This window comes from Vibrio sp. CUB2 (assembly GCF_001557945.1).
GTDB lineage: Bacteria > Pseudomonadota > Gammaproteobacteria > Enterobacterales > Vibrionaceae > Vibrio > Vibrio owensii.
Genome location: NZ_LNRB01000016.1, coordinates 20,091 through 42,325 on the forward strand (window position 1 = coordinate 20,091; position 22,235 = coordinate 42,325).

Below are 22,235 nucleotides of genomic sequence, written 5' to 3' on the forward strand. Positions count from 1 at the left end.
CGATTAGCCGTTCTCAGCTAGCGCCGCTAGTTGGTCTGCTTGGTGCTCTTGAACCACTGGATCGATCAGGCTTTGTAGATCACCTTCCATCACTTCGTTCAAACGGTAGATGGTTAGGTTGATACGGTGATCAGAAACACGACCTTGTGGGTAGTTGTAAGTACGGATGCGGTCACTACGGTCACCAGAACCTAGTAGGTTACGACGTGTGTCAGACACTTCTGCCGCACGACGCTCTTGCTCCGCTTGAACGATACGCGCAGCAAGTACTGCCATCGCTTTCGCTTTGTTCTTGTGTTGTGAACGCTCGTCCTGACACTCTACTACTGTACCAGTTGGTAAGTGAGTAATACGGATTGCAGAATCCGTGGTGTTAACGTGCTGACCCCCCGCGCCAGATGCACGGAAAGTATCGATTTTCAGGTCTGCAGCTTTGATTTCTGGCAGATCCGCTTCTGGGATTTCCGCCATAACCGCTACGGTACACGCAGAAGTATGAACACGACCTTGAGATTCTGTAGCAGGAACACGTTGTACACGGTGACCGCCTGACTCAAACTTCAATACGCCGTATGCACCGTCGCCGCTCACTTTCGCGATCATCTCTTTGTAACCACCGTGTTCTGCTTCGTTAGAAGACATCACTTCGATACGCCAACCACGCTTCTCTGCGTACTTACTGTACATACGGAACAAATCACCCGCGAAGATACCTGCTTCATCACCGCCTGCACCAGCACGGATTTCAAGGAAACAGTTACGATCATCGTTTGGATCTTTTGGAAGAAGAAGAATTTGTAGCTCATCAGTCAGACGCTCGATCGCACCTTTTGCTTCTTTGATTTCTTCCTGCGCCATTTCACGCATTTCTTCGTCGTCTTCGTTAGCCATATCTTCAGCAGCGATGAGATCATCTTGCGCTTGTTGATACGCTTGGAAGCAATTAGTAACTTCTTCTAGCTGAGAGTACTCTTTTGATAGAGCGCGGAATTTATCCTGATTTCCAATTACATCAGGATCACCAAGAAGATGTTGAACTTCTTCGTAACGTTCTACTAGCGTTTCTAGCTTAGTCAGAATAGAGGCTTTCATAGTGTCGTTTTCTTAATAAAAAGCGTGAGTTACAGATCATCCAAACCAAGGGTCTGGCGGATAACCGTTAATTTTGCTGGTTCGCCCTGCTCGGCCGCACTTTGTAGCGCACGAGTTGGGGCGTGAATCAGTTTGTTGGTGAGTTTATTACTAAGCTCGCGCAGCACTTTTTCTGGGTCTGCGCCCGTTGCCAATGATTGTAGGCTCTTACTTAGCAAATCTTCACGAATTTCGTTGGCCGATTTACGATAATCACGAATACTGTCCACCGCTTGGAGTGAACGTAGCCACGTCATAAATGCCGCGCTTTCTTCGCTGACGATCGCTTCTGCTTGAATCGCTTCTACTTTACGTTGTTCAATGTTGCTATCGATGATCGACTGCAAGTCATCCACCGAGTACAAGTAAGCATCATTCAATTCACTGACCTGCGCTTCCACATCACGTGGTACCGCAATATCCACCAAGAGCATCGGCTGGTGACGACGTTTCTTCAACGCAGTCTCGACCATCCCCTTACCAATAATAGGCAGTGGGCTCGCCGTTGAGCTGATCACGATGTCTGCTCTTGATAAATGGTCCGGAATTTCATTCAAGCTGATCACTTCTGCCCCAAATTGCTCCGCTAACACAAGAGCACGCTCTCGAGTACGGTTTGCAACAATCATCTTAGTACAGCCGTTCGACGCCAAGTGCTTCGCCACCAATTCGATGGTTTCACCTGCGCCAACCAACAATACTGTTGAGTCAGACAGTGATTCAAAGATGTGTTTCGCCAGTGTACATGCAGCATAAGCTACCGACACGGCGTTACCACCAATATCAGTTTCTGTTCGAACACGTTTTGCGACTGAGAAAGTCTTTTGGAACAACTTATCAATCGACGCATCCACCGCCTGATGATCTCGGGAATCAGAAAACGCTTGTTTTACCTGACCCAAAATCTGAGGCTCACCTAGTACCAGTGAATCAAGGCCGCAAGAAACACGCATCAAGTGCTTAATCGCCGCTTGCTCTTCATGGACATAAAGGCTGGGCATCAAATCTTCTTGATTAACTTGATGGAACTGGGCTAGCCAGTCGATAAGCTTATTTCGCGCTCCTTGCTTCACGTCGCAGTACACTTCGGTACGGTTACAGGTAGAAACAATCACACTGCCATTTACGGCTTCATGGTCTCTGAGTTGCTCAAGTGCTGGGCCCAATTTATCGGGTCCGAACGCCACTTTCTCTCGCAAGTCAACAGACGCTGTATTGTGATTGATTCCAATAGCAAGCAAGGACATCTAACGTGGTATCTCTGAGATCGGTTATAAAATAGGTTCAGAATTTTACTGTAAGCACGCATTTATTGAAAGGGTAAGCCGGATTTGTTTTCCTTCGCTCGGCTTTTCAATGCTATAGTTGTGAGCGATTACCGATGAAACTGATTAATAAGCCATCAAACATGACCTTACGCTCCTTTCTCATCTTGCTCTTATCGAGCCTAGTACTCGCGGGTTGTAGTTCTGTTCCTGAAAGTGTCACCAGCGTAGAGTGGCAAGCGCACGAACAGCGACTGGAAACCATTGATAACTTTCAAGCTACAGGCAAACTTGGCTACATTGGCCCTGATCAAAGACAAAGCCTGAACTTTTTCTGGAAGCATTCTTCCGCCTTAAGTCAATTGCGCTTAACCACTCTGCTTGGTCAAACCGCATTAAAGCTCACGATTACCCCGCAAGGCGCGACGGTCGAAACGTACGATGATCAAGTACTCTCTGCTCGTGACGCTAACCAACTCATTTTCCGTTTGACCGGTTTGATGATGCCCGTCGACCACATGCCAGATTGGCTACTCGGCTTACCAACCGATGCAGACTCTTTCCAGCTTTCACCAACCAACACGTTACAAGCGCTCGATAAACAGATCGGCCCGAATGATTGGAACATCGCTTATCAACGCTATGGCGACATTGAATGGCATCAACAGACATTGCCTCTACCAAACAAGTTAAAGCTGAGCACAGCAGACGTAAAAATTAATTTAGTGATCACAAAATGGAACATCACCCAATGATCGATATTTCAACCCGCTGGCCATCTCCGGCGAAATTGAATCTCTTTCTTTATATCAATGGCCGAACCGAAAATGGCTACCACGAGCTACAAACACTATTCCAATTCGTCGATCACGGCGATGAACTCACTATTCAAGCAAACGACTCAGGTGAGATCACCATTTCACCTGAGATTGAAGGTGTTCCTCTAAAAGACAACTTGATCTGGAAAGCTGCCACGGCGTTGCAACGCTACGCAAATTGCTCATACGGTGCCCATATTGATCTTCATAAGATCTTACCGATGGGCGGTGGCATTGGTGGCGGTTCTTCAAATGCGGCAACAGCGCTGGTTGCACTGAACTACCTATGGCAAACCCACTTAAGTGATGATGAATTAGCCGAAATCGGCCTTTCGCTTGGTGCGGATGTACCCGTTTTTGTTCGCGGCTTTGCGGCGTTTGCGGAAGGTGTTGGCGAGAAACTTTCTCCGGCTCATCCAGATGAGAAATGGTATTTGGTTGTTCGCCCAAATGTTTCCATTGCAACCGCCGACATATTCGGTCATCCAGATCTGACCCGAAATACGCCAAAACGCGATTTAGAAACGCTTTTAAACGCGCCAAGCGTAAACGATTGCGAAAAAATTGTACGAATGCTCTACCCAGAGGTTGATAAGCAACTTTCATGGCTGCTACAATACGCGCCGTCAAGATTGACGGGGACAGGATCTTGCGTTTTTGCTGAATTTTCGAGCAAAACCGAAGCGGAAACTATCCTTGCACAACTCTCTGATAAAGTCTCGGCATTTGTCGCTCAAGGGCGCAATGTTTCGCCACTGAAAGAGACTTTGGCTGAATACCAATCAGCCTCACACCGACCTATTTAAAACTGGACGCAAACCCGAGGTTTCCACCGTGCCTGATATGAAGCTATTTGCTGGTAACGCAACACCTGAACTAGCCCAACGTATTGCTGATCGTCTTTACATCTCTCTAGGTGATGCATCTGTTTCTCGCTTTTCTGATGGCGAAGTTGCAGTTCAAATCAACGAGAATGTTCGTGGTAGCGATGTTTTTATCATTCAATCCACTTGTGCACCGACTAACGACAACCTAATGGAACTGGTTGTTATGATTGATGCAATGCGCCGTGCTTCAGCAGGCCGTATCACTGCAGTTATTCCTTACTTCGGCTACGCTCGCCAAGATCGTCGTGTACGTTCTTCTCGTGTGCCAATTACTGCAAAAGTTGTTGCTGATTTCCTATCTAACGTTGGTGTTGACCGCGTTCTGACTATCGACCTACACGCAGAGCAAATCCAAGGCTTCTTCGATGTACCAGTTGATAACATCTTCGGTACGCCAGTACTTCTAGAAGACATGCAATCTCGCGGTCTAGAAAACCCAGTAGTGGTTTCTCCTGACCTAGGTGGCGTTGTTCGTGCTCGTGCAACAGCAAAAGCGCTAGGCGATATCGACATCGCTATCGTTGACAAGCGTCGTCCACGTGCAAACGTTTCTGAAGTAATGAACCTAATCGGTGACGTTGAAGGTCGTGACTGTGTGATCGTTGATGACATGATCGATACAGGTGGCACACTATGTAAAGCAGCTGAAGCGCTAAAAGAGCGCGGTGCTAAGCGTGTATTCGCTTACGCAACTCACGCTGTTTTCTCTGGTAACGCTGCAGACAACATCAAGAACTCAGTTCTTGACCAAGTTATCGTAACTGACTCTATCTCTCTATCTAAAGAGATGGCTGCAACTGGCAAAGTAACTACACTAAGCCTATCTCGCATGCTAGCTGAAGCGATTCGTCGTATCAGCAACGAAGAGTCAATCTCTGCAATGTTCAACTAATACGAACATTTCAGTTAGACTGATTTTAAAAGCACCCCTCTTTGGGGTGTTTTTTTATTTGTATCGATAGGCAGAAAATCCCTTGGTCGCCCACTGTGAGAATTCTGTGCTATCATACTGCGCTTTTTGAGATTCCAGAGAGATCCTAACCTTGACTCAACCAATCAAACTTCTTGTTGGTCTTGCTAATCCGGGACCAGAATACGCCAAAACTCGCCACAATGCGGGCGCTTGGGTTGTAGAAGAATTAGCTCGCGTTCACAACGTTACCCTGAAGAACGAACCAAAGTTCTTTGGCCTAACAGGACGCATTATGGTCAATGGCCAGGATCTCCGTTTGCTAATCCCAACCACCTTCATGAACCTATCTGGCAAGGCGATCGCAGCACTCGCGAAGTTTTACCAAATTAAGCCAGAAGAGATCATGGTTGCTCATGACGAGCTAGACTTACCGCCAGGTGTCGCTAAGTTTAAGAAAGGTGGCGGTCACGGTGGCCATAATGGCCTGCGTGACACGATTAGCAAACTGGGCAATAACAAAGATTTTTATCGTCTTCGTATCGGCATCGGCCATCCGGGACACAAAGATAAAGTGGCAGGTTTTGTACTAGGCAAAGCTCCAGCAAAAGAGCAAGAGCTACTAGACGCCGCAGCTGACGAGTCAGTGCGATGTCTAGATATCCTAATTAAGGATGGTCTATCAAAAGCACAAAATCGCCTCCACACGTTCAAAGCTGAATAAGGTTACTATCATGGGTTTTAAATGTGGCATCGTTGGTCTTCCTAACGTTGGTAAATCAACTCTGTTTAACGCACTAACTAAAGCGGGTATTGAAGCAGCAAACTTCCCGTTCTGTACCATTGAACCAAACACTGGTGTGGTTCCTGTGCCAGATCTACGTCTAGATGCTCTAGCAAAGATCGTTAACCCACAGAAAGTTCTGCCTACTACAATGGAATTCGTAGACATCGCTGGTCTAGTTGCAGGTGCATCTCGCGGTGAAGGTCTAGGTAACAAATTCCTAGCGAACATCCGTGAAACTGACGCAATCGGCCACGTTGTACGTTGTTTCGAAAACGACAACATCGTTCACGTTGCAGGTAAAGTATCTCCAATCGAAGATATTGAAGTTATCAACCTTGAGCTAGCAATGGCTGACCTTGATTCTTGTGAGCGCGCGATTCAGCGTAACGCTAAGAAAGCAAAAGGCGGCGATAAAGACGCAAAATTCGAACTAACGGTTCTAGAAAAACTGCTTCCTATCCTAACGGAAGGTGGCATGGCGCGTACTGTTGAGCTTACGAAAGAAGAACTAGCAGCAATTGGCTACCTAAACTTCCTGACGCTAAAACCAACTATGTACATCGCTAACGTGAACGAAGATGGTTTTGAAGACAACGCGTACCTAGACGCAGTACGTGAGTTTGCAGCCAAAGAAAACAACGTTGTTGTTCCTGTATGTGCAGCGATCGAATCAGAGATGGCTGAACTAGAAGACGACGAGCGTGAAGAGTTCCTAGCTGATCTTGGTATCGAAGAACCAGGTCTAAACCGTGTTATCCGCGCGGGTTACGAACTGCTAAACCTACAAACTTACTTCACAGCTGGCGTGAAAGAAGTTCGTGCATGGACAATCCCTGTTGGTGCAACTGCGCCAAAAGCTGCAGCGAAGATCCACACTGACTTTGAAAAAGGCTTCATCCGTGCAGAAGTTGTTGGTTACGACGATTTCATCCAATGCAACGGTGAAAGCGGTGCGAAAGATGCAGGTAAATGGCGTCTAGAAGGTAAAGAATACATCGTTAAAGATGGTGATGTTGTACACTTCCGCTTCAACGTATAATTAAGTGAATGAATTTTAAACACTTCATTTACATAAAAAGCCAGCCGTAGTGCTGGTTTTTTTTATACCTTTCATAAACAACAGAAAATAAACTCCCTCGCTCCAAGCCAATTTATTTCCAGTTTTAGATCATAAACGCGCCTCTTTGTTTAAAAAGGAAGCGAACGATGGATTTTGCGGGATTTATTGAAAAAAACTGTTGACGGATCTCACTCAACTTCGCATAATGCGCGCCGTTCCCGACAACAAGGCAACTTAGCGACGAGAACGAAAAACATGGTAATGGCTACGTAGCTCAGCTGGTTAGAGCACATCACTCATAATGATGGGGTCACAGGTTCGAATCCCGTCGTAGCCACCATTCCTAAACATTCTTTTATTAGAATAGTTAGGAATAGATGCGGTCGTGGCGGAATTGGTAGACGCACCAGATTTAGGTTCTGGCGCCGCAAGGTGTGAGAGTTCAAGTCTCTCCGACCGCACCATGTTTTAAGTAGTAGAAATACTACTGCCTGCAGGTCTATCGCCAAGCGGTAAGGCAGCGGCTTTTGATGCCGCCATTCCCTGGTTCGAATCCAGGTAGACCTGCCATTATTCCAAAGTGAGATTCCTTTAAGAAAAAGGGTTGTCACTTAGAGCGTGAAGGTTTATATTGTCTCGCTCAAAAAGATGGCTACGTAGCTCAGCTGGTTAGAGCACATCACTCATAATGATGGGGTCACAGGTTCGAATCCCGTCGTAGCCACCATTCTTTCTTTAATGAAAGAAAAAAATTCAACGATTAGTTTTTACCAATTAACTAATGGTTAATAGATTTCAAGATGCGGTCGTGGCGGAATTGGTAGACGCACCAGATTTAGGTTCTGGCGCCGCAAGGTGTGAGAGTTCAAGTCTCTCCGACCGCACCATCTTGAATCGAAACTAAATAAATATATGCGGTCGTGGCGGAATTGGTAGACGCACCAGATTTAGGTTCTGGCGCCGCAAGGTGTGAGAGTTCAAGTCTCTCCGACCGCACCATATATTTATTGCCTGCAGGTCTATCGCCAAGCGGTAAGGCAGCGGCTTTTGATGCCGCCATTCCCTGGTTCGAATCCAGGTAGACCTGCCACTATTTTAATTATTGAGTTTACTCAGTAGTTATGCGGTCGTGGCGGAATTGGTAGACGCACCAGATTTAGGTTCTGGCGCCGCAAGGTGTGAGAGTTCAAGTCTCTCCGACCGCACCATAATTAAAGTCTCTTTTATTAGAGCAATGTAGGGCTATCGCCAAGCGGTAAGGCAGCGGCTTTTGATGCCGCCATTCCCTGGTTCGAATCCAGGTAGCCCTGCCATATTTTCCCTTAAAAGGGACGTTATTGAGGTTTTACCAATTCTCTCGATAACAACAATTAAGACGCGGTCGTGGCGGAATTGGTAGACGCACCAGATTTAGGTTCTGGCGCCGCAAGGTGTGAGAGTTCAAGTCTCTCCGACCGCACCATCTTAATTAAAAGAATACATATGTTGTTAAAACATATTGTTGGCTACGTAGCTCAGCTGGTTAGAGCACATCACTCATAATGATGGGGTCACAGGTTCGAATCCCGTCGTAGCCACCATTTATTTTATTGTCTAGGTTTTACCAATTTCCTAGATGATTTAGAAAAGTCGCGGTCGTGGCGGAATTGGTAGACGCACCAGATTTAGGTTCTGGCGCCGCAAGGTGTGAGAGTTCAAGTCTCTCCGACCGCACCATACTTTTCTAATTTGATATGTCTTTTGACTATCGCCCCGTAGGTCTATCGCCAAGCGGTAAGGCAGCGGCTTTTGATGCCGCCATTCCCTGGTTCGAATCCAGGTAGACCTGCCATTATTCTCCCTTTAAAGGGATGTTATTGAGGTTTTACCAATTCTCTCAATAACAACAATTAAGATGCGGTCGTGGCGGAATTGGTAGACGCACCAGATTTAGGTTCTGGCGCCGCGAGGTGTGAGAGTTCAAGTCTCTCCGACCGCACCATCTTAATTAAAAACATATTGTTGGCTACGTAGCTCAGCTGGTTAGAGCACATCACTCATAATGATGGGGTCACAGGTTCGAATCCCGTCGTAGCCACCATTTATTCCGATAAATAGTTTATACTTAAGACTATTGATCAGAAGCGTTAAAGCGCGGTCGTGGCGGAATTGGTAGACGCACCAGATTTAGGTTCTGGCGCCGCAAGGTGTGAGAGTTCAAGTCTCTCCGACCGCACCATAACTTTCCTTAAATGGAAAGCACTTAGCTGAAAGACTAAGACCTGTAGGGCTATCGCCAAGCGGTAAGGCAGCGGCTTTTGATGCCGCCATTCCCTGGTTCGAATCCAGGTAGCCCTGCCATTACAAAACGTTGTTAAGGTTATACCAATCACCTTAGTAACTAAAAAACACGATGCGGTCGTGGCGGAATTGGTAGACGCACCAGATTTAGGTTCTGGCGCCGCAAGGTGTGAGAGTTCAAGTCTCTCCGACCGCACCATACTTTCCTTAAATGGAAAGCACTTAGTTGAAAGACTAAGACTTGTAGGGCTATCGCCAAGCGGTAAGGCAGCGGCTTTTGATGCCGCCATTCCCTGGTTCGAATCCAGGTAGCCCTGCCATTACAAAACGTTGTTAAGGTTATACCAATTACCTTAGTGACTAAAAAATACGATGCGGTCGTGGCGGAATTGGTAGACGCACCAGATTTAGGTTCTGGCGCCGCAAGGTGTGAGAGTTCAAGTCTCTCCGACCGCACCATGATTGAAAAACCCAGCATTAATTTGCTGGGTTTTTTCTTTTTTCCGATTCTGGACTCGGTAGATCTCTGATTTATCGAATTAAAAAAGCGAGCTCATGGCTCGCTTTTTTTCTATCTATTGCTTTTCTACCTGACGCTTAACGGTATCCAGACTTACATACCCAATGCGTACTTCAATACTTGTGCTTTAATCGGCCCTGAGTTTTCCGCCAACTTTAATGCCGCATTACGAGCGAACTTCAGTGCCCCTAAATCATTACTAAAGCCTTTGTAGAACACATCCATGCCCGTTTGCATTAGCAAGTTATCTGGTCGACGCGCGCGCTCATACTTGGCGAGTAATGAATTATTAAGTTGCTCTTGCTGATCCGTCACTGAAAGCAGCACATCAACATCCTTGAAGCCAAGATTCACGCCTTGCCCAGCAAGTGGGTTAATTGTATGAGCAGAATCGCCCACTAATACGCAATTCTTGTTTGAATAACTTTGAGCATGACGGCGAGTCAATGGGAATGAGCCAAACTGTAAAACCTCGACACCACCCAGTTCAGCAGGGAAATGACGTAGGATCTCTTCTGTTAGCTGAGGTTTGGTCATCGCGCACAATTGCTTAATGCGTTTTGGCGAGTCATACCACACCAACGAGCCCTGCCCTACTTCTTTGCCATCTTCAGTTAATGAGCATAGTGGCAAGAACGAGCGTGGGCCTGATGGAGTAAATTGCTGCCAAGTGATGTCTTGTTGAGGAAATTCGGTTTTCACGTTGATCAGCATGCAGTGTTGACGGTAATCCCATGCGGTTACGCCAATACCCGCTAATTGACGGACTTTTGAGTTCGCGCCATCGGCACCAATCACCCAACTCGCTTCAAACTGCTCACCACTTTCTAGTGTTATACGGTTAACCTCGGAAAATTCAATGTCTTTTAGTCGCTCTGGGCACATCACCGTTAAGTTGTCGTATTGTGCGAAAGTTTGCCAAAGGCCTAGTTGGATTAGGCGGTTTTCAACAATGTATCCTAACTGCTCCAATGACAGCTCATCAGAATGAAAACGAGTACGGCACTCTGGGTGTTCCCACGTTTCCAAGCGGCGATAAGGACACACTCGCATGCTCTCAATTGCTGACCATGCACCTAATGAATCAAGTAGCTTCACTGACTGATGAGAAATCGCAGAAACGCGAATATCCAACGCTTGAGAAGCCTCAAACGCCTTTGGCTCAGCACCTTCTACCACTACAACGCTTCTGCCTTGCTTGGCAAAGCCAACAGCCACCGCTGCCCCGACCATGCCGCCACCGATTACGGCGATGTCATACTTGTTCATTTTTTGCTCTTCATCATATTGATTAATTGGCGTTTTTTAATTGTACGTTCCGTGGCTATTTTTACAAAATTGTTTAACAAAAAACCTTGCTGTATATAGGGCAAAAAACTAGATTTCATCAGGGTTTGCAGAGAATTTGTCAGATCACTAGTCAGGTGCTTTTTAAAGCAGTACAATACGCCGCTTACCGCCGAGATGGCGGCTATAATTTGAGCAATAGCTCTCCGATTTAAGAACAACTGAACGAGCGAAAGTGAGATGAGTAAGAAACTGCTAATTAAAACCTGGGGCTGCCAGATGAACGAATACGATTCATCAAAAATGGCCGACCTGCTTAATGCTGCAAACGGCTATGAGCTGACCGAAGAGCCAGAGGAAGCAGACGTACTTCTACTTAACACCTGTTCGATCCGTGAAAAAGCGCAAGAGAAAGTTTTCCACCAGCTTGGCCGTTGGAAGACACTAAAAGATAAAAAGCCTGGCGTAGTTATCGGCGTAGGTGGTTGTGTAGCAACTCAAGAAGGTGATCACATCCGTCAGCGTGCTCCATACGTTGATGTAATTTTTGGTCCACAAACTCTTCACCGTCTTCCTGAGATGATCAAACAATCTCAATCGGATGAAGCACCAGTAATGGACATTTCATTCCCAGAAATCGAAAAGTTCGACCGTCTACCTGAGCCTCGTGCTGAAGGCGCAACAGCATTCGTTTCTATTATGGAAGGCTGTTCTAAGTACTGTACTTACTGTGTTGTACCGTACACTCGTGGTGAAGAAGTAAGCCGTCCAATGGATGACGTACTGTTCGAAATCGCTCAGCTAGCAGATCAAGGCGTACGTGAAGTAAACCTACTGGGTCAAAACGTAAACGCGTACCGTGGTCCTATGCACGACGGTGAAATCTGTTCATTTGCAGAACTGCTTCGTTTGGTTGCGTCTATCGATGGTATTGATCGTATCCGCTTTACAACAAGCCACCCATTAGAGTTTACTGATGACATCATCGCAGTATACGAAGACACACCTGAACTAGTGAGCTTCCTTCACCTACCAGTACAAAGTGGTAGTGACCGAGTGCTGACTATGATGAAACGTCCTCACACTGGGATTGAGTACAAGTCGATCATCCGTAAACTGCGTAAAGCACGTCCTGATATCCAAATCAGTTCAGACTTTATCGTTGGTTTCCCTGGTGAAACAGACAAAGATTTCCAAGACACAATGAAGCTAATCAAAGACGTAGACTTTGACATGAGCTTCAGCTTCATCTTCTCTCCACGTCCAGGTACGCCAGCGGCAGACTACCCTTGTGACCTATCAGAGCAAGTGAAGAAAGAGCGTCTATACGAACTACAACAAACCGTAAACGCACAAGCAATGCGCTACTCTCGTCTAATGCTAGGCACTGAGCAACGCGTTCTGGTTGAAGGTCCTTCTAAGAAGAACCTAATGGAGCTTCGTGCTCGTACAGAAAACAACCGTGTAGTAAACTTTGAAGGTAGCGCAGACCTAATCGGTCAGTTCGTTGACGTGAAGATTACGGATGTATTTGCTAACTCACTACGTGGTGAGCTAGTACGTACAGAAAAAGACATGGACCTTCGTAGCGTGATTTCACCAACGCAAATGATGGCGAAAACGCGTCGCGAAGATGAGCTAGGTGTAGCTACTTTTACGCCATAAGCTCGTACAAATAGCCATTGAGAGCCTGGTCGTTATCAGGCTCTCGTTAAATGGCATAAAATGAGAGGCAACATTGAGCAATAAAATCGTAACGCTAGAAATCAATCTAGAACCTTCAGACAACCGCCGACTAGCAAGCCTGTGCGGTCCATTCGATGACAACATCAAGCATTTAGAACGTCGTCTAGGCGTTGAAATTAACCACCGTAGCGACCTTTTCACCATTGTCGGTAAACCTCATACCGCAGCAGCTGCGCTGGATATTCTGAAAACCCTTTATGTAGACACCGCTCCTGTCCGCGGCGAAACGCCTGATATCGAACCAGAGCAGATCCATCTGGCGATCAAAGAATCAGGTGTGCTGGAGCAAAATACCGAGTCGAACATCGAACACGGTAAAGAAGTCTTCGTAAAAACTAAGAAAGGCGTGATCAAGCCTCGTACACCAAATCAGGGTCAATACCTGATGAACATGGTGACGCACGATATCACTTTCGGTATCGGTCCTGCAGGTACAGGTAAAACTTACCTAGCGGTTGCAGCAGCCGTTGACGCACTAGAGCGCCAAGAGATCCGTCGTATTCTACTTACTCGTCCTGCGGTTGAAGCGGGTGAGAAACTGGGCTTCCTACCTGGTGATTTGAGCCAGAAAGTCGACCCTTACCTACGTCCTCTGTACGACGCCCTATTTGAAATGCTGGGCTTTGAGCGCGTAGAAAAGCTGATTGAACGTAACGTGATTGAGGTAGCACCTCTTGCTTACATGCGTGGTCGTACTCTAAACGACGCCTTCATCATTCTTGATGAGAGCCAAAACACCACCGTCGAGCAGATGAAGATGTTCCTAACGCGTATCGGCTTCAACTCTCGCGCAGTTATCACCGGTGACGTCACTCAGATTGACTTGCCTCGTGGTGCAAAATCGGGTCTTCGTCATGCAATTGAAGTACTGAGCGAAGTTGACGACATCAGCTTTAACTTCTTCCAAGCTGACGACGTAGTGCGCCACCCAGTGGTTGCTCGTATCGTTAACGCCTATGAGAAGTGGGAAGCGCAAGACCAGAAAGAACGTAAAGAGTTTGAAAAACGCCGTCGTGAAGAACGTGATGCCAAACTGCTAGAAGCAGCCAAAGCAGAACTGAGCGCACAAGTCGCGGCAACTAAGGAATAACCATGGCAATTGAACTTGATTTGCAACTGGCAGTCGAAAATGAAGAAGGCTTACCTTCTGAGCAAGATTTCCAATTGTGGCTAGATAAGACTATTCCTCTTTTCCAACCACAAGCGGAACTGACGATTCGTATTGTCGACGAGCAAGAAAGTCACGAGCTAAACCACGAATACCGTGGTAAAGACAAGCCGACCAATGTGCTGTCTTTCCCATTCGAAGTACCACCAGGTATGGAGATGGATCTACTGGGCGATTTGATTATCTGTCGCCAAGTTGTTGAAAAAGAGGCAGTAGAGCAGAACAAGCCTCTACTAGCACATTGGGCGCATATGGTTGTACATGGCAGCTTGCATCTGCTAGGTTATGACCATATCGAGGATGATGAAGCTGAAGAGATGGAATCCCTCGAGACAGAAATCATGCAAGGTATGGGTTACGAAGACCCGTATATTGCTGAAAAAGAGTAACTTTGGTTGCTCGACAGGGAAAGGCGAACCACCCAGATAACCATCTCGTGCTCGTCTTTCTATGTGAGCTATCACACATCTGATAGCGTTACTTAATTGAGAAACAATGAACGAAGATAATTCTCCCTCTTCTAATGAAGGCAAGAAAGAAAAGGCAGAAGGTCCGAGTAGAAAGTCCTTCTTTGAACGTCTAGGTCAACTATTTCAAGGCGAACCAAAAGACCGCCAAGAGCTTGTAGATGTAATCCGCGACTCTGAAATTAATGACCTGATTGACCACGACACCCGCGACATGCTTGAAGGTGTTATGGAAATCTCCGAAATGCGCGTGCGTGACATCATGATCCCGCGTTCGCAAATGGTTACCGTTGAGCGCACAGACGATCTTGATACTTTGATCGCGCTAATTACTGATGCTCAACACTCTCGCTACCCTGTGATCAGCGAAGATAAAGACCATGTGGAAGGCATTCTACTAGCGAAGGACTTACTCAAATACTTGGGCTCAGGCAGTAACCCATTTGATATCGAAGAAGTAATTCGACAAGCAGTGGTTGTACCGGAAAGTAAACGTGTCGACCGTCTGTTGAAAGAGTTCCGTGAAGAACGTTATCACATGGCGATTGTTGTCGATGAATTCGGTGGCGTTTCTGGTCTCGTGACTATCGAAGATATCCTTGAAGAAATCGTAGGGGATATTGAAGATGAGTTCGATGACGATGAAGAAACCGATATCCGTAAGCTAAGCAAACACACGTTTGCTGTCAGAGCTCTGACAACCATTGAAGAGTTTAATGAGACATTCGGTACCAACTTCAGCGATGAAGAAGTGGATACCGTTGGCGGCATGGTAATGACTGCTTTTGGTCACCTACCATCGCGTGGCGAAGTCGTAGAAATTGATGCATACAGCTTCAAAGTAACGGCTGCCGACAACCGTCGTGTCATTCAACTACAAGTGACGATTCCAGACGAAGAAACGCTGGTTGAAGCCACTCAAGAGTAACGCGATACCCTAACAACGGGAATATCAGAAAAATATAATGATGAATGTACTCTTTCATCGCCTCAAGCGGCCCTTAGTGGCCGCTTTTGTTGGCGCCTCCACTACCCTAGCATTTGCCCCTTACCAGTTATGGCCAATCGCCATACTCAGCCCTGCTATCCTACTTATTCTTCTTGCAAACCAGTCACCTAAGCGAGCGCTTTGGATCGGTTATGCATGGGGTTTAGGACAATTCGCCACGGGTGTAAGTTGGGTTTACGTCAGCATTGCTGGCTTTGGCGGTATGCCGCTGATTGCAAACGTCTTCCTAATGGGTCTACTGATCGCTTACCTGTCGGTTTACACCGGCCTGTTTGCTTGGCTCAGCAATAAATTCTTCCCTGAATTCACGATAAGCAAAGCCCTTCTAGCAACTCCAGCGTTATGGCTAGTTACTGATTGGCTGCGTGGTTGGGTGATGACAGGGTTCCCTTGGCTATGGCTTGGCTACAGCCAAATCGACGCGCCTTTCGCAAGCTTCGCCCCTATTGGTGGCGTAGAGCTTCTAACGCTATTCATTATGATCAGCGCCGGTGCACTCGCTTACGCTTGGGTTCACAAACAGTGGTTGATGATCGTCATCCCTGCAGTGCTATTAAGTGCGGGCTTTGGTATTCGCCAATACGACTGGGTAACCCCTCGTGTTGAAGACACCACCAAAGTGGCTCTGATCCAAGGTAACGTTGACCAAAATCTAAAATGGTTACCGAGCCAACGTTGGCCAACCATCATGAAGTACGCAGACCTGACTCGTGAAAACTGGGATGCGGACATCATTGTCTGGCCAGAGGCTGCCATTCCTGCGTTTGAAATCGAAGTACCATCTTTCCTAAGAAACATCGATGCCGCCGCGAAGATGAACAACAGCGCCATCATTACTGGTGTCGTGAACCAAGGTGAAGACGGCCAGTTTTACAACAGCATTCTATCGCTGGGTGTGAATCCATACGGCGACTACAGCTTTGATATGGATAAGCGCTACCACAAACACCACCTATTACCATTTGGTGAGTTTGTTCCGTTTGAAGATGTACTGCGTCCACTAGCACCATTCTTCAACTTACCGATGTCATCGTTCAGTCGTGGTGACTTTGTTCAGCCAAATATCGTGGCGAACGGTAAGCACATGGACCCAGCACTGTGCTACGAGATCATCTTCAGCGAACAAGTACGCCAAAACGTCACTGACGATACTGATTTCATCCTAACGCTGTCTAACGACGCGTGGTTTGGTCATTCGATTGGTCCATTGCAACACATGGAAATCGCGCGTATGCGTGCTCTTGAGCTTGGTAAGCCACTTATTCGTTCGACCAATAACGGCGTAACAGCAGTAACCGACCATAAAGGTAAAATCATTGAGCAAATCCCTCAGTTTGAAACCGCCGTACTTCGTGCAGAACTTGTTCCAACTGATGGACAAACACCATACCGTGTTGTCGGCACTTGGCCGCTGTACATTTGGTCGGCGCTGAGCTTGCTACTTGCTTGGTGGTTACCAAGAAAGAAAAAGTCATAAACGCAAAAAAGAGGCTCTAGGGCCTCTTTTTTATTCTTTGTTCTTTCAACTACAAACGTTATGGCTTGAGTGACTGACGACTAAAGCCAGTATGATTGCACTTGATGCATGGAATGATCACGGTTGGGTGGTTGTATGTCGTCTTATGACCACATTCGTCACAGACTAAAGTACCAAGGCCAATCACCTCGCCCGCTTCATAAAGCCCTTGATGCTCCAAATCATCAAAGAGCTCGACCCATTCCACTTTGGTTCGATCGGTAATATCGAGCAGACCTTGCCAAATTGAATCAGCAATCGTGAGATAGAAAGGCCCACTCTTACCTTCTTCATAATTGTCGGAGAACTCTTTTAAATCGGCTTTTACATAGGCGGATATCAGTGAGAGTTCGTCTTTGGTCATGTCGTTGGCAGCATCCACTACTTTGCCCGACGTTTCGAATACTTTGTTAACTTCATCCGGACTGTGCTTCAAGGCTTCAATCACATCCTCGAGCATTTCCTCATAACCTGCTTTACGTTTAGGCATAACTGACCTCCATCTTTCCACTACCAAGCGTCACTTCAAGGCGCATGGGTATAGATTGGCTATTGTTGTGATCCCTAGCTTTAGGTATTCTATGACGATCTATTTAAGTCTGTTCTAACCGAACTCACAAATTCCAAGATAACCGGATACCATCGATGCAAGAACAATACAATCCACAAGACCTTGAACAGAAAGTTCAAAAGCACTGGGATGACAACAAGACCTTTGTTGTAAGTGAAGACCCAAACAAAGAAAAATTCTACTGTCTATCCATGTTCCCATACCCAAGTGGCCGACTGCACATGGGTCACGTGCGTAACTACACCATCGGTGACGTAGTATCTCGTTTCCAACGCCTACAAGGCAAAAACGTAATGCAACCAATCGGTTGGGATGCGTTTGGTCTACCTGCAGAAAACGCAGCGGTTAAAAACAACACCGCGCCTGCACCTTGGACTTACGAAAACATCGAATACATGAAGAACCAACTTAAGCTTCTTGGCTTTGGTTACGATTGGAACCGTGAATTCGCAACATGTACACCTGAGTACTACCGTTGGGAACAAGAGTTCTTCACTAAGCTTTACGAGAAAGGTCTGGTTTACAAAAAGACTTCTTCTGTTAACTGGTGTCCAAACGACCAAACTGTTCTTGCAAACGAGCAGGTTGAAGACGGCTGCTGCTGGCGTTGTGACACTCCAGTAGAGCAAAAAGAAATTCCTCAGTGGTTCATCAAGATCACAGAATACGCTCAAGAGCTGCTGGACGACCTAGACAAACTTGAAGGTTGGCCAGAAATGGTGAAAACCATGCAGCGCAACTGGATCGGTCGTTCTGAAGGTGTTGAGCTTAAGTTTGAAGTTAAGGGTCAACAAGACCTAGAAGTTTATACAACACGTCCAGACACACTAATGGGCGTGACTTACGTTGGTATCGCAGCAGGCCACCCTCTAGCGGCTATCGCAGCAGAGAACAACCCAGAACTAGCAGCGTTCATCGAAGAGTGTAAAAACACTAAAGTAGCAGAAGCTGAATTGGCGACAATGGAGAAGAAAGGTATGGCTACAGGCCTTACTGCTATTCACCCATTGAACGGCCGTGAAGTTCCTGTTTACGTAGCAAACTTCGTATTGATGGACTACGGTACAGGCGCTGTAATGGCAGTACCTGCACACGACCAACGTGACTTCGAATTCGCAACTAAGTACGGTCTAGATATCGTGCCTGTTATCAAGCCAGTTGATGGCAGCGAGCTAGACGTTTCTGAAGCGGCATACACAGAGAAAGGTGTACTGTTCGATTCAGGTGAATTTGACGGTCTAGAATTCCAAGCAGCATTCGATGCAATCGCAGCGAAGCTAGAAGCAGAAGGCAAAGGCACGAAGACAGTAAACTTCCGTCTACGTGACTGGGGTGTATCTCGTCAACGTTACTGGGGTGCGCCAATCCCTATGGTAACGACTGAAGACGGTGAAGTTCACCCAGTACCAGCTGACCAACTACCAGTCATTCTTCCAGAAGACGTGGTAATGGACGGCGTAACAAGCCCAATCAAAGCAGACAAAGAATGGGCGAAGACAACCTTCAACGGCGAACCTGCTCTACGTGAGACTGACACGTTCGATACGTTCATGGAGTCTTCTTGGTACTACGCACGTTACTGTTCACCACAAGCTGACGACATCCTAGATCCAGAAAAAGCAAACTACTGGCTACCAGTAGACCAGTACATCGGTGGTATCGAGCACGCTTGTATGCACCTATTGTACTCTCGCTTCTTCCACAAACTGCTACGTGATGCAGGCTACGTAACGTCTGACGAACCGTTCAAACAACTACTGTGTCAAGGCATGGTACTAGCAGACGCGTTCTACTTTGAGAACGAGAAAGGCGGTAAAGAATGGGTTGCTCCAACTGACGTTAAAGTTGAGCGTGACGGTAAAGGTCGCATCACTTCTGCTACTGACAACGAAGGTCGCAACGTTGAACACTCAGGCATGATCAAGATGTCTAAGTCTAAGAACAACGGCATCGACCCACAAGAGATGGTAGACAAGTACGGTGCTGACACGGTACGTCTATTCATGATGTTTGCTTCACCAGCAGACATGACACTTGAGTGGCAAGAGTCTGGCGTAGAAGGTGCTAACCGCTTCCTGAAACGTGTTTGGAAACTGGTTAACACTCACGCTTCAAAAGGCGCTGCTGAGTCTGTTGATACAGCTGCACTTTCTGGTGACCAAAAAGCGCTACGTCGCGACGTTCATAAGACTATCGCAAAAGTGACTGACGATATCGCTCGTCGTCAAACATTCAACACTGCGATTGCCGCTATCATGGAACTGATGAACAAGCTTGCGAAAGCGCCTCAAGAGTCAGCGCAAGATCGTGCGATCCTTGATGAAGCACTTAAAGCCGTAGTTGCAATGCTTTACCCAATCACTCCGCACATCTCATACGAGCTATGGACTGCGCTAGGTGAATCAGACATCGACAACGCAGTTTGGCCAACGTTTGACGAGAAAGCACTGGTTGAAGACGAGAAGACTATCGTTGTAATGATCAACGGTAAGCTACGTGCGAAACTAATTGTTGCTGCTGACGCTTCAGAAGAGCAAGTTCGTGAGCTTGGTCTAAACGATGAGAACGCGAAGAAGTTCCTAGATGGCCTAACTATCCGTAAAGTCATTTACGTACCAGGTAAACTATTGAACATCGTTGCAAACTAGCCTCTCGCTATTAACGAAACGCAGCTTGCAAAAGCTCAACGCCGAGCGAACTTATTCGTTCGGCATGAGTCTTTTAACAGGGTGAGTCATCACCCTGTTTATTTACCTCAAACCATTCACGTCGAGTGGTTTAAGGTAAATAACCCCTTCAATTTAGGATGAATACAATCAATGCGCTTTTTCTCTTTGATTAAACTGCCAGTGGTATTGGTATTAGCGGGGCTTCTTTCTGCCTGTGGTTTTCACCTTCGTGGTGAGTACTCCGTTCCGGAAGAACTGCACACAATGTCTTTCACGAGCTACGACGAATACAGCCCATTGACGCGCTACATCCGCGATCAACTTGAATTGAATAAAGTCGACTTGGTTCAACCATCTTCGAACACACCAAACCTGCATCTCATTGAAGCAACCATCGACGAGCGCACGCTATCTCTGTATCAAAACAGCCGTGCTGCAGAAAAAGAGCTGACTTACGTAGTGCAATACCGCGTGACCATTCCAGGCTTCGGTGCAAAAAACTTTACGACAACGGTAAACCGTAACTACCTAGACAACCCGCTAACTGCACTAGCAAAATCGGTAGAACGTGACGTTATCGAGGACGAAATGCGTCAACAAGCGGCGAGCCAAATGATGCGTCAGCTTGGTCGTGTTCGAGCGGAATACGAACAAGGTCACGTTGATCCTGAAGCGACAAACGCTAACTCTACGAACACTAACTCTTAATCAGAATGCGAATTTTTGCCGACAAGCTGGCTGACCATCTAGCGAAACACATTAAGCAGGTTTACCTGATCTTTGGTAATGAACCTCTGTTGATTCAAGAAAGCCGTCAAACGATCCAAAACATGGCTCGTCAACAAGGCTTTGAAGAAAGACACCGTTTTGCTGTCGATGCCAGCTTAGATTGGAATCAAGTGTACGACTGCTTCCAAGCGCTAAGCCTATTCTCTAGCCGTCAGCTCATTGAACTGGAGCTGCCAGAGGCAGGAGCTAACGCAGCGATCAGTAAAGAGCTGGTCAACCTATGCGAAATGCTGCATGACGACATCATGCTTGTGGTTGTGGGTAGCAAGCTGACCAAAGCGCAAGAGAACGCAAAATGGTTTAAAGCTCTGAGCGGCAAAGGCGATTGGGTAAGCTGCTTAACGCCGGATTTACAGCGTCTACCAATGTTCGTCCAAGCACGTTGCCGAGCTTTAGGACTAAAAGCAGACCAACAATCACTGCAAATGTTGGCACAGTGGCACGAAGGTAATTTGTTCGCGCTATCGCAAAGTTTAGAGAAACTTGCTCTACTCTATCCTGATGGTGAACTGACCGTTGTACGCTTAGAAGAGGCTCTGAGCCGCCATAACCACTTTACAACGTTCCACTGGATTGATGCTCTGCTTGCAGGCAAAGGCAACCGTGCCCAGCGTATTCTGCGCCAACTGGAAGCAGAAGGCGTAGAAACCGTTATGCTGATCCGTAGTGTCCAAAAAGAGTTCAACCAACTACTGAATATGCACCGTGACTTAACCCAAATGGGCATGAGTCAGGTGTTTGAAAAGCATCGAGTGTGGCAAAACAAACGCCCACTCTACAATGCTGCGCTGACTCGTCTGTCAGCCTCACGAATTTGCGCGCTTTTATCTCTTTTGGCGCACGCCGAGATAAAAGCCAAAACCCAATATGATGAATCTGTGTGGCCAACGATCCACCAGTTGAGCTTAGAAACCTGCTCTCCTGATATTAAGCTGGCAATTTAAAATTCAAAGCGTGATATAGTGCGCGACCAGTTTTGATAACCATTATTCAAAACGCCCACAGACAGAAAAGAAAATACCGAGGAAAACCGAGTGCTTCGCGAAGAACTTAAAGACTTTTTAGCCGATAAAGCCGACGACATGAAAGCGGAAGAGATTGTTATTCTAGATGTAGAAGGCAAATCAAGCGTGACAGATTACATGATCATTTGTACTGGTACGTCTAAGCGTCACGTTTCATCTATCGCTGATCACGTCGCATCTGAAGTGAAGAAAGCAGGTCTAGAGCCGCTAGGTATGGAAGGCGAAAATGAAGGCGAATGGGTTGTCCTAGATATGGGTGACGCAATGCTTCACGTGATGCAAGAAGAGCACCGCGAGCTATACCAACTAGAAAAACTCTGGGGTTAATCG

General features: G+C 46.7%; 18 protein-coding genes and 20 tRNA genes. 34 read left to right on the forward strand and 4 right to left on the reverse strand.

The genetic code is table 11. From position 1 onward, the window contains the following. Positions 1-3 precede the first annotated feature (3 nt). Positions 4-1,092: a peptide chain release factor 1 gene (gene prfA / locus ATB78_RS21305; protein WP_039988770.1), complete on the reverse strand. Its 1,089-nt coding sequence runs from the start codon at positions 1,090-1,092 to the stop codon at positions 4-6. Between the two features lie 29 nt (positions 1,093-1,121). Continuing rightward, positions 1,122-2,378 carry a glutamyl-tRNA reductase gene (gene hemA, locus ATB78_RS21310; protein WP_009705659.1) on the reverse strand — a complete coding sequence of 419 codons (1,257 nt, stop codon included), beginning with the start codon at positions 2,376-2,378 and terminating at the stop codon, positions 1,122-1,124. Between the two features lie 134 nt (positions 2,379-2,512). On the opposite strand from hemA, the gene lolB reads away from it, so the two are divergent. The 25 genes from lolB to ATB78_RS21435 all read left to right on the forward strand — a co-directional run bounded on the left by lolB (position 2,513) and on the right by ATB78_RS21435 (position 9,597). Next, a complete protein-coding gene (lolB, locus tag ATB78_RS21315; RefSeq protein ID WP_080773098.1) occupies positions 2,513-3,151 on the forward strand; it encodes a lipoprotein insertase outer membrane protein LolB in 639 nt (212 codons plus the stop codon). Beyond that, on the forward strand, positions 3,148-4,020 hold the full coding sequence (gene ispE / locus ATB78_RS21320) for a 4-(cytidine 5'-diphospho)-2-C-methyl-D-erythritol kinase (RefSeq protein WP_061010422.1): 873 nt from the start codon (positions 3,148-3,150) through the stop codon (positions 4,018-4,020). Before lolB ends, ispE begins: the two co-directional genes overlap by 4 nt. A 28-nt stretch (positions 4,021-4,048) precedes the next feature. Then, positions 4,049-4,993, forward strand: coding sequence for a ribose-phosphate pyrophosphokinase (locus ATB78_RS21325; protein ID WP_010446481.1), 945 nt, complete (start codon positions 4,049-4,051; stop codon positions 4,991-4,993). Between the two features lie 151 nt (positions 4,994-5,144). After that, a complete protein-coding gene (gene pth / locus ATB78_RS21330) occupies positions 5,145-5,735 on the forward strand; it encodes an aminoacyl-tRNA hydrolase (protein WP_005438598.1) in 591 nt (196 codons plus the stop codon). A gap of 10 nt (positions 5,736-5,745) precedes the next feature. Further along, on the forward strand, positions 5,746-6,837 hold the full coding sequence (gene ychF, locus ATB78_RS21335; protein ID WP_009705656.1) for a redox-regulated ATPase YchF: 1,092 nt from the start codon (positions 5,746-5,748) through the stop codon (positions 6,835-6,837). Positions 6,838-7,121: 284 nt separating this feature from the next. After that, positions 7,122-7,198, forward strand: a tRNA-Met gene (locus ATB78_RS21340). Between the two features lie 39 nt (positions 7,199-7,237). Next, positions 7,238-7,322 (forward strand) — tRNA-Leu (locus tag ATB78_RS21345). Between the two features lie 31 nt (positions 7,323-7,353). Further along, positions 7,354-7,428, forward strand: a tRNA-Gln gene (locus tag ATB78_RS21350). 80 nt (positions 7,429-7,508) lie between these two features. Next, positions 7,509-7,585, forward strand: a tRNA-Met gene (locus ATB78_RS21355). A 75-nt stretch (positions 7,586-7,660) separates the two neighbouring features. Continuing rightward, a tRNA-Leu gene (locus tag ATB78_RS21360) sits at positions 7,661-7,745 on the forward strand. Positions 7,746-7,772: 27 nt separating this feature from the next. Beyond that, positions 7,773-7,857 (forward strand) — tRNA-Leu (locus ATB78_RS21365). A 16-nt stretch (positions 7,858-7,873) separates the two neighbouring features. After that, positions 7,874-7,948: transfer RNA gene (locus ATB78_RS21370), tRNA-Gln, on the forward strand. A 33-nt stretch (positions 7,949-7,981) separates the two neighbouring features. After that, positions 7,982-8,066: transfer RNA gene (locus tag ATB78_RS21375), tRNA-Leu, on the forward strand. Between the two features lie 30 nt (positions 8,067-8,096). Beyond that, positions 8,097-8,171 (forward strand) — tRNA-Gln (locus tag ATB78_RS21380). A gap of 64 nt (positions 8,172-8,235) precedes the next feature. After that, positions 8,236-8,320, forward strand: a tRNA-Leu gene (locus tag ATB78_RS21385). A 41-nt stretch (positions 8,321-8,361) separates the two neighbouring features. After that, positions 8,362-8,438 (forward strand) — tRNA-Met (locus tag ATB78_RS21390). A gap of 51 nt (positions 8,439-8,489) precedes the next feature. After that, positions 8,490-8,574: transfer RNA gene (locus ATB78_RS21395), tRNA-Leu, on the forward strand. Between the two features lie 40 nt (positions 8,575-8,614). Beyond that, a tRNA-Gln gene (locus ATB78_RS21400) sits at positions 8,615-8,689 on the forward strand. 65 nt (positions 8,690-8,754) lie between these two features. Next, a tRNA-Leu gene (locus ATB78_RS21405) sits at positions 8,755-8,839 on the forward strand. A 22-nt stretch (positions 8,840-8,861) separates the two neighbouring features. Beyond that, positions 8,862-8,938 (forward strand) — tRNA-Met (locus tag ATB78_RS21410). 53 nt (positions 8,939-8,991) lie between these two features. Further along, positions 8,992-9,076, forward strand: a tRNA-Leu gene (locus tag ATB78_RS21415). A 47-nt stretch (positions 9,077-9,123) separates the two neighbouring features. Next, positions 9,124-9,198, forward strand: a tRNA-Gln gene (locus ATB78_RS21420). A 54-nt stretch (positions 9,199-9,252) separates the two neighbouring features. After that, positions 9,253-9,337, forward strand: a tRNA-Leu gene (locus ATB78_RS21425). A 46-nt stretch (positions 9,338-9,383) separates the two neighbouring features. Beyond that, positions 9,384-9,458 (forward strand) — tRNA-Gln (locus tag ATB78_RS21430). A 54-nt stretch (positions 9,459-9,512) separates the two neighbouring features. Beyond that, positions 9,513-9,597: transfer RNA gene (locus ATB78_RS21435), tRNA-Leu, on the forward strand. A gap of 154 nt (positions 9,598-9,751) precedes the next feature. Here the strand turns inward: ATB78_RS21435 and ATB78_RS21440 are convergent. Beyond that, positions 9,752-10,927: a 2-octaprenyl-3-methyl-6-methoxy-1,4-benzoquinol hydroxylase gene (locus tag ATB78_RS21440; RefSeq protein WP_061010424.1), complete on the reverse strand. Its 1,176-nt coding sequence runs from the start codon at positions 10,925-10,927 to the stop codon at positions 9,752-9,754. Between the two features lie 258 nt (positions 10,928-11,185). On the opposite strand from ATB78_RS21440, the gene miaB reads away from it, so the two are divergent. From miaB to lnt, 5 genes are all read left to right on the forward strand, one after another. Then, a complete protein-coding gene (miaB, locus tag ATB78_RS21445) occupies positions 11,186-12,610 on the forward strand; it encodes a tRNA (N6-isopentenyl adenosine(37)-C2)-methylthiotransferase MiaB (protein WP_005438595.1) in 1,425 nt (474 codons plus the stop codon). Positions 12,611-12,683: 73 nt separating this feature from the next. Then, positions 12,684-13,781 (forward strand): PhoH family protein, encoded by a 1,098-nt coding sequence (locus tag ATB78_RS21450; RefSeq protein ID WP_005438593.1) that lies wholly within the window; start codon positions 12,684-12,686, stop codon positions 13,779-13,781. A gap of 2 nt (positions 13,782-13,783) precedes the next feature. Then, on the forward strand, positions 13,784-14,248 hold the full coding sequence (ybeY, locus tag ATB78_RS21455) for an rRNA maturation RNase YbeY (RefSeq protein ID WP_005425552.1): 465 nt from the start codon (positions 13,784-13,786) through the stop codon (positions 14,246-14,248). 106 nt (positions 14,249-14,354) lie between these two features. Next, positions 14,355-15,254: a CNNM family magnesium/cobalt transport protein CorC gene (corC, locus tag ATB78_RS21460; protein ID WP_005438590.1), complete on the forward strand. Its 900-nt coding sequence runs from the start codon at positions 14,355-14,357 to the stop codon at positions 15,252-15,254. A 37-nt stretch (positions 15,255-15,291) separates the two neighbouring features. After that, positions 15,292-16,812, forward strand: coding sequence for an apolipoprotein N-acyltransferase (gene lnt, locus ATB78_RS21465; protein WP_061010426.1), 1,521 nt, complete (start codon positions 15,292-15,294; stop codon positions 16,810-16,812). A gap of 58 nt (positions 16,813-16,870) precedes the next feature. Here the strand turns inward: lnt and ATB78_RS21470 are convergent, their stop codons facing one another. After that, complete coding sequence (locus tag ATB78_RS21470) at positions 16,871-17,341, reverse strand: zinc ribbon-containing protein (protein ID WP_061010427.1); 471 nt, start codon at positions 17,339-17,341, stop codon at positions 16,871-16,873. Between the two features lie 155 nt (positions 17,342-17,496). Here ATB78_RS21470 and leuS point away from each other — a divergent pair, with 155 nt between their 5' ends. The 4 genes from leuS to rsfS all read left to right on the forward strand — a co-directional run bounded on the left by leuS (position 17,497) and on the right by rsfS (position 22,232). Continuing rightward, on the forward strand, positions 17,497-20,070 hold the full coding sequence (gene leuS / locus ATB78_RS21475) for a leucine--tRNA ligase (protein ID WP_020196479.1): 2,574 nt from the start codon (positions 17,497-17,499) through the stop codon (positions 20,068-20,070). Between the two features lie 171 nt (positions 20,071-20,241). Beyond that, a complete protein-coding gene (lptE, locus tag ATB78_RS21480) occupies positions 20,242-20,799 on the forward strand; it encodes an LPS assembly lipoprotein LptE (protein ID WP_061010429.1) in 558 nt (185 codons plus the stop codon). 5 nt (positions 20,800-20,804) lie between these two features. Then, positions 20,805-21,824, forward strand: a complete 1,020-nt coding sequence (holA, locus tag ATB78_RS21485; RefSeq protein ID WP_061010431.1) for a DNA polymerase III subunit delta — start codon at positions 20,805-20,807, stop codon at positions 21,822-21,824. A 90-nt stretch (positions 21,825-21,914) separates the two neighbouring features. Further along, complete coding sequence (gene rsfS, locus ATB78_RS21490) at positions 21,915-22,232, forward strand: ribosome silencing factor (RefSeq protein ID WP_005425840.1); 318 nt, start codon at positions 21,915-21,917, stop codon at positions 22,230-22,232. Positions 22,233-22,235 lie beyond the last annotated feature (3 nt).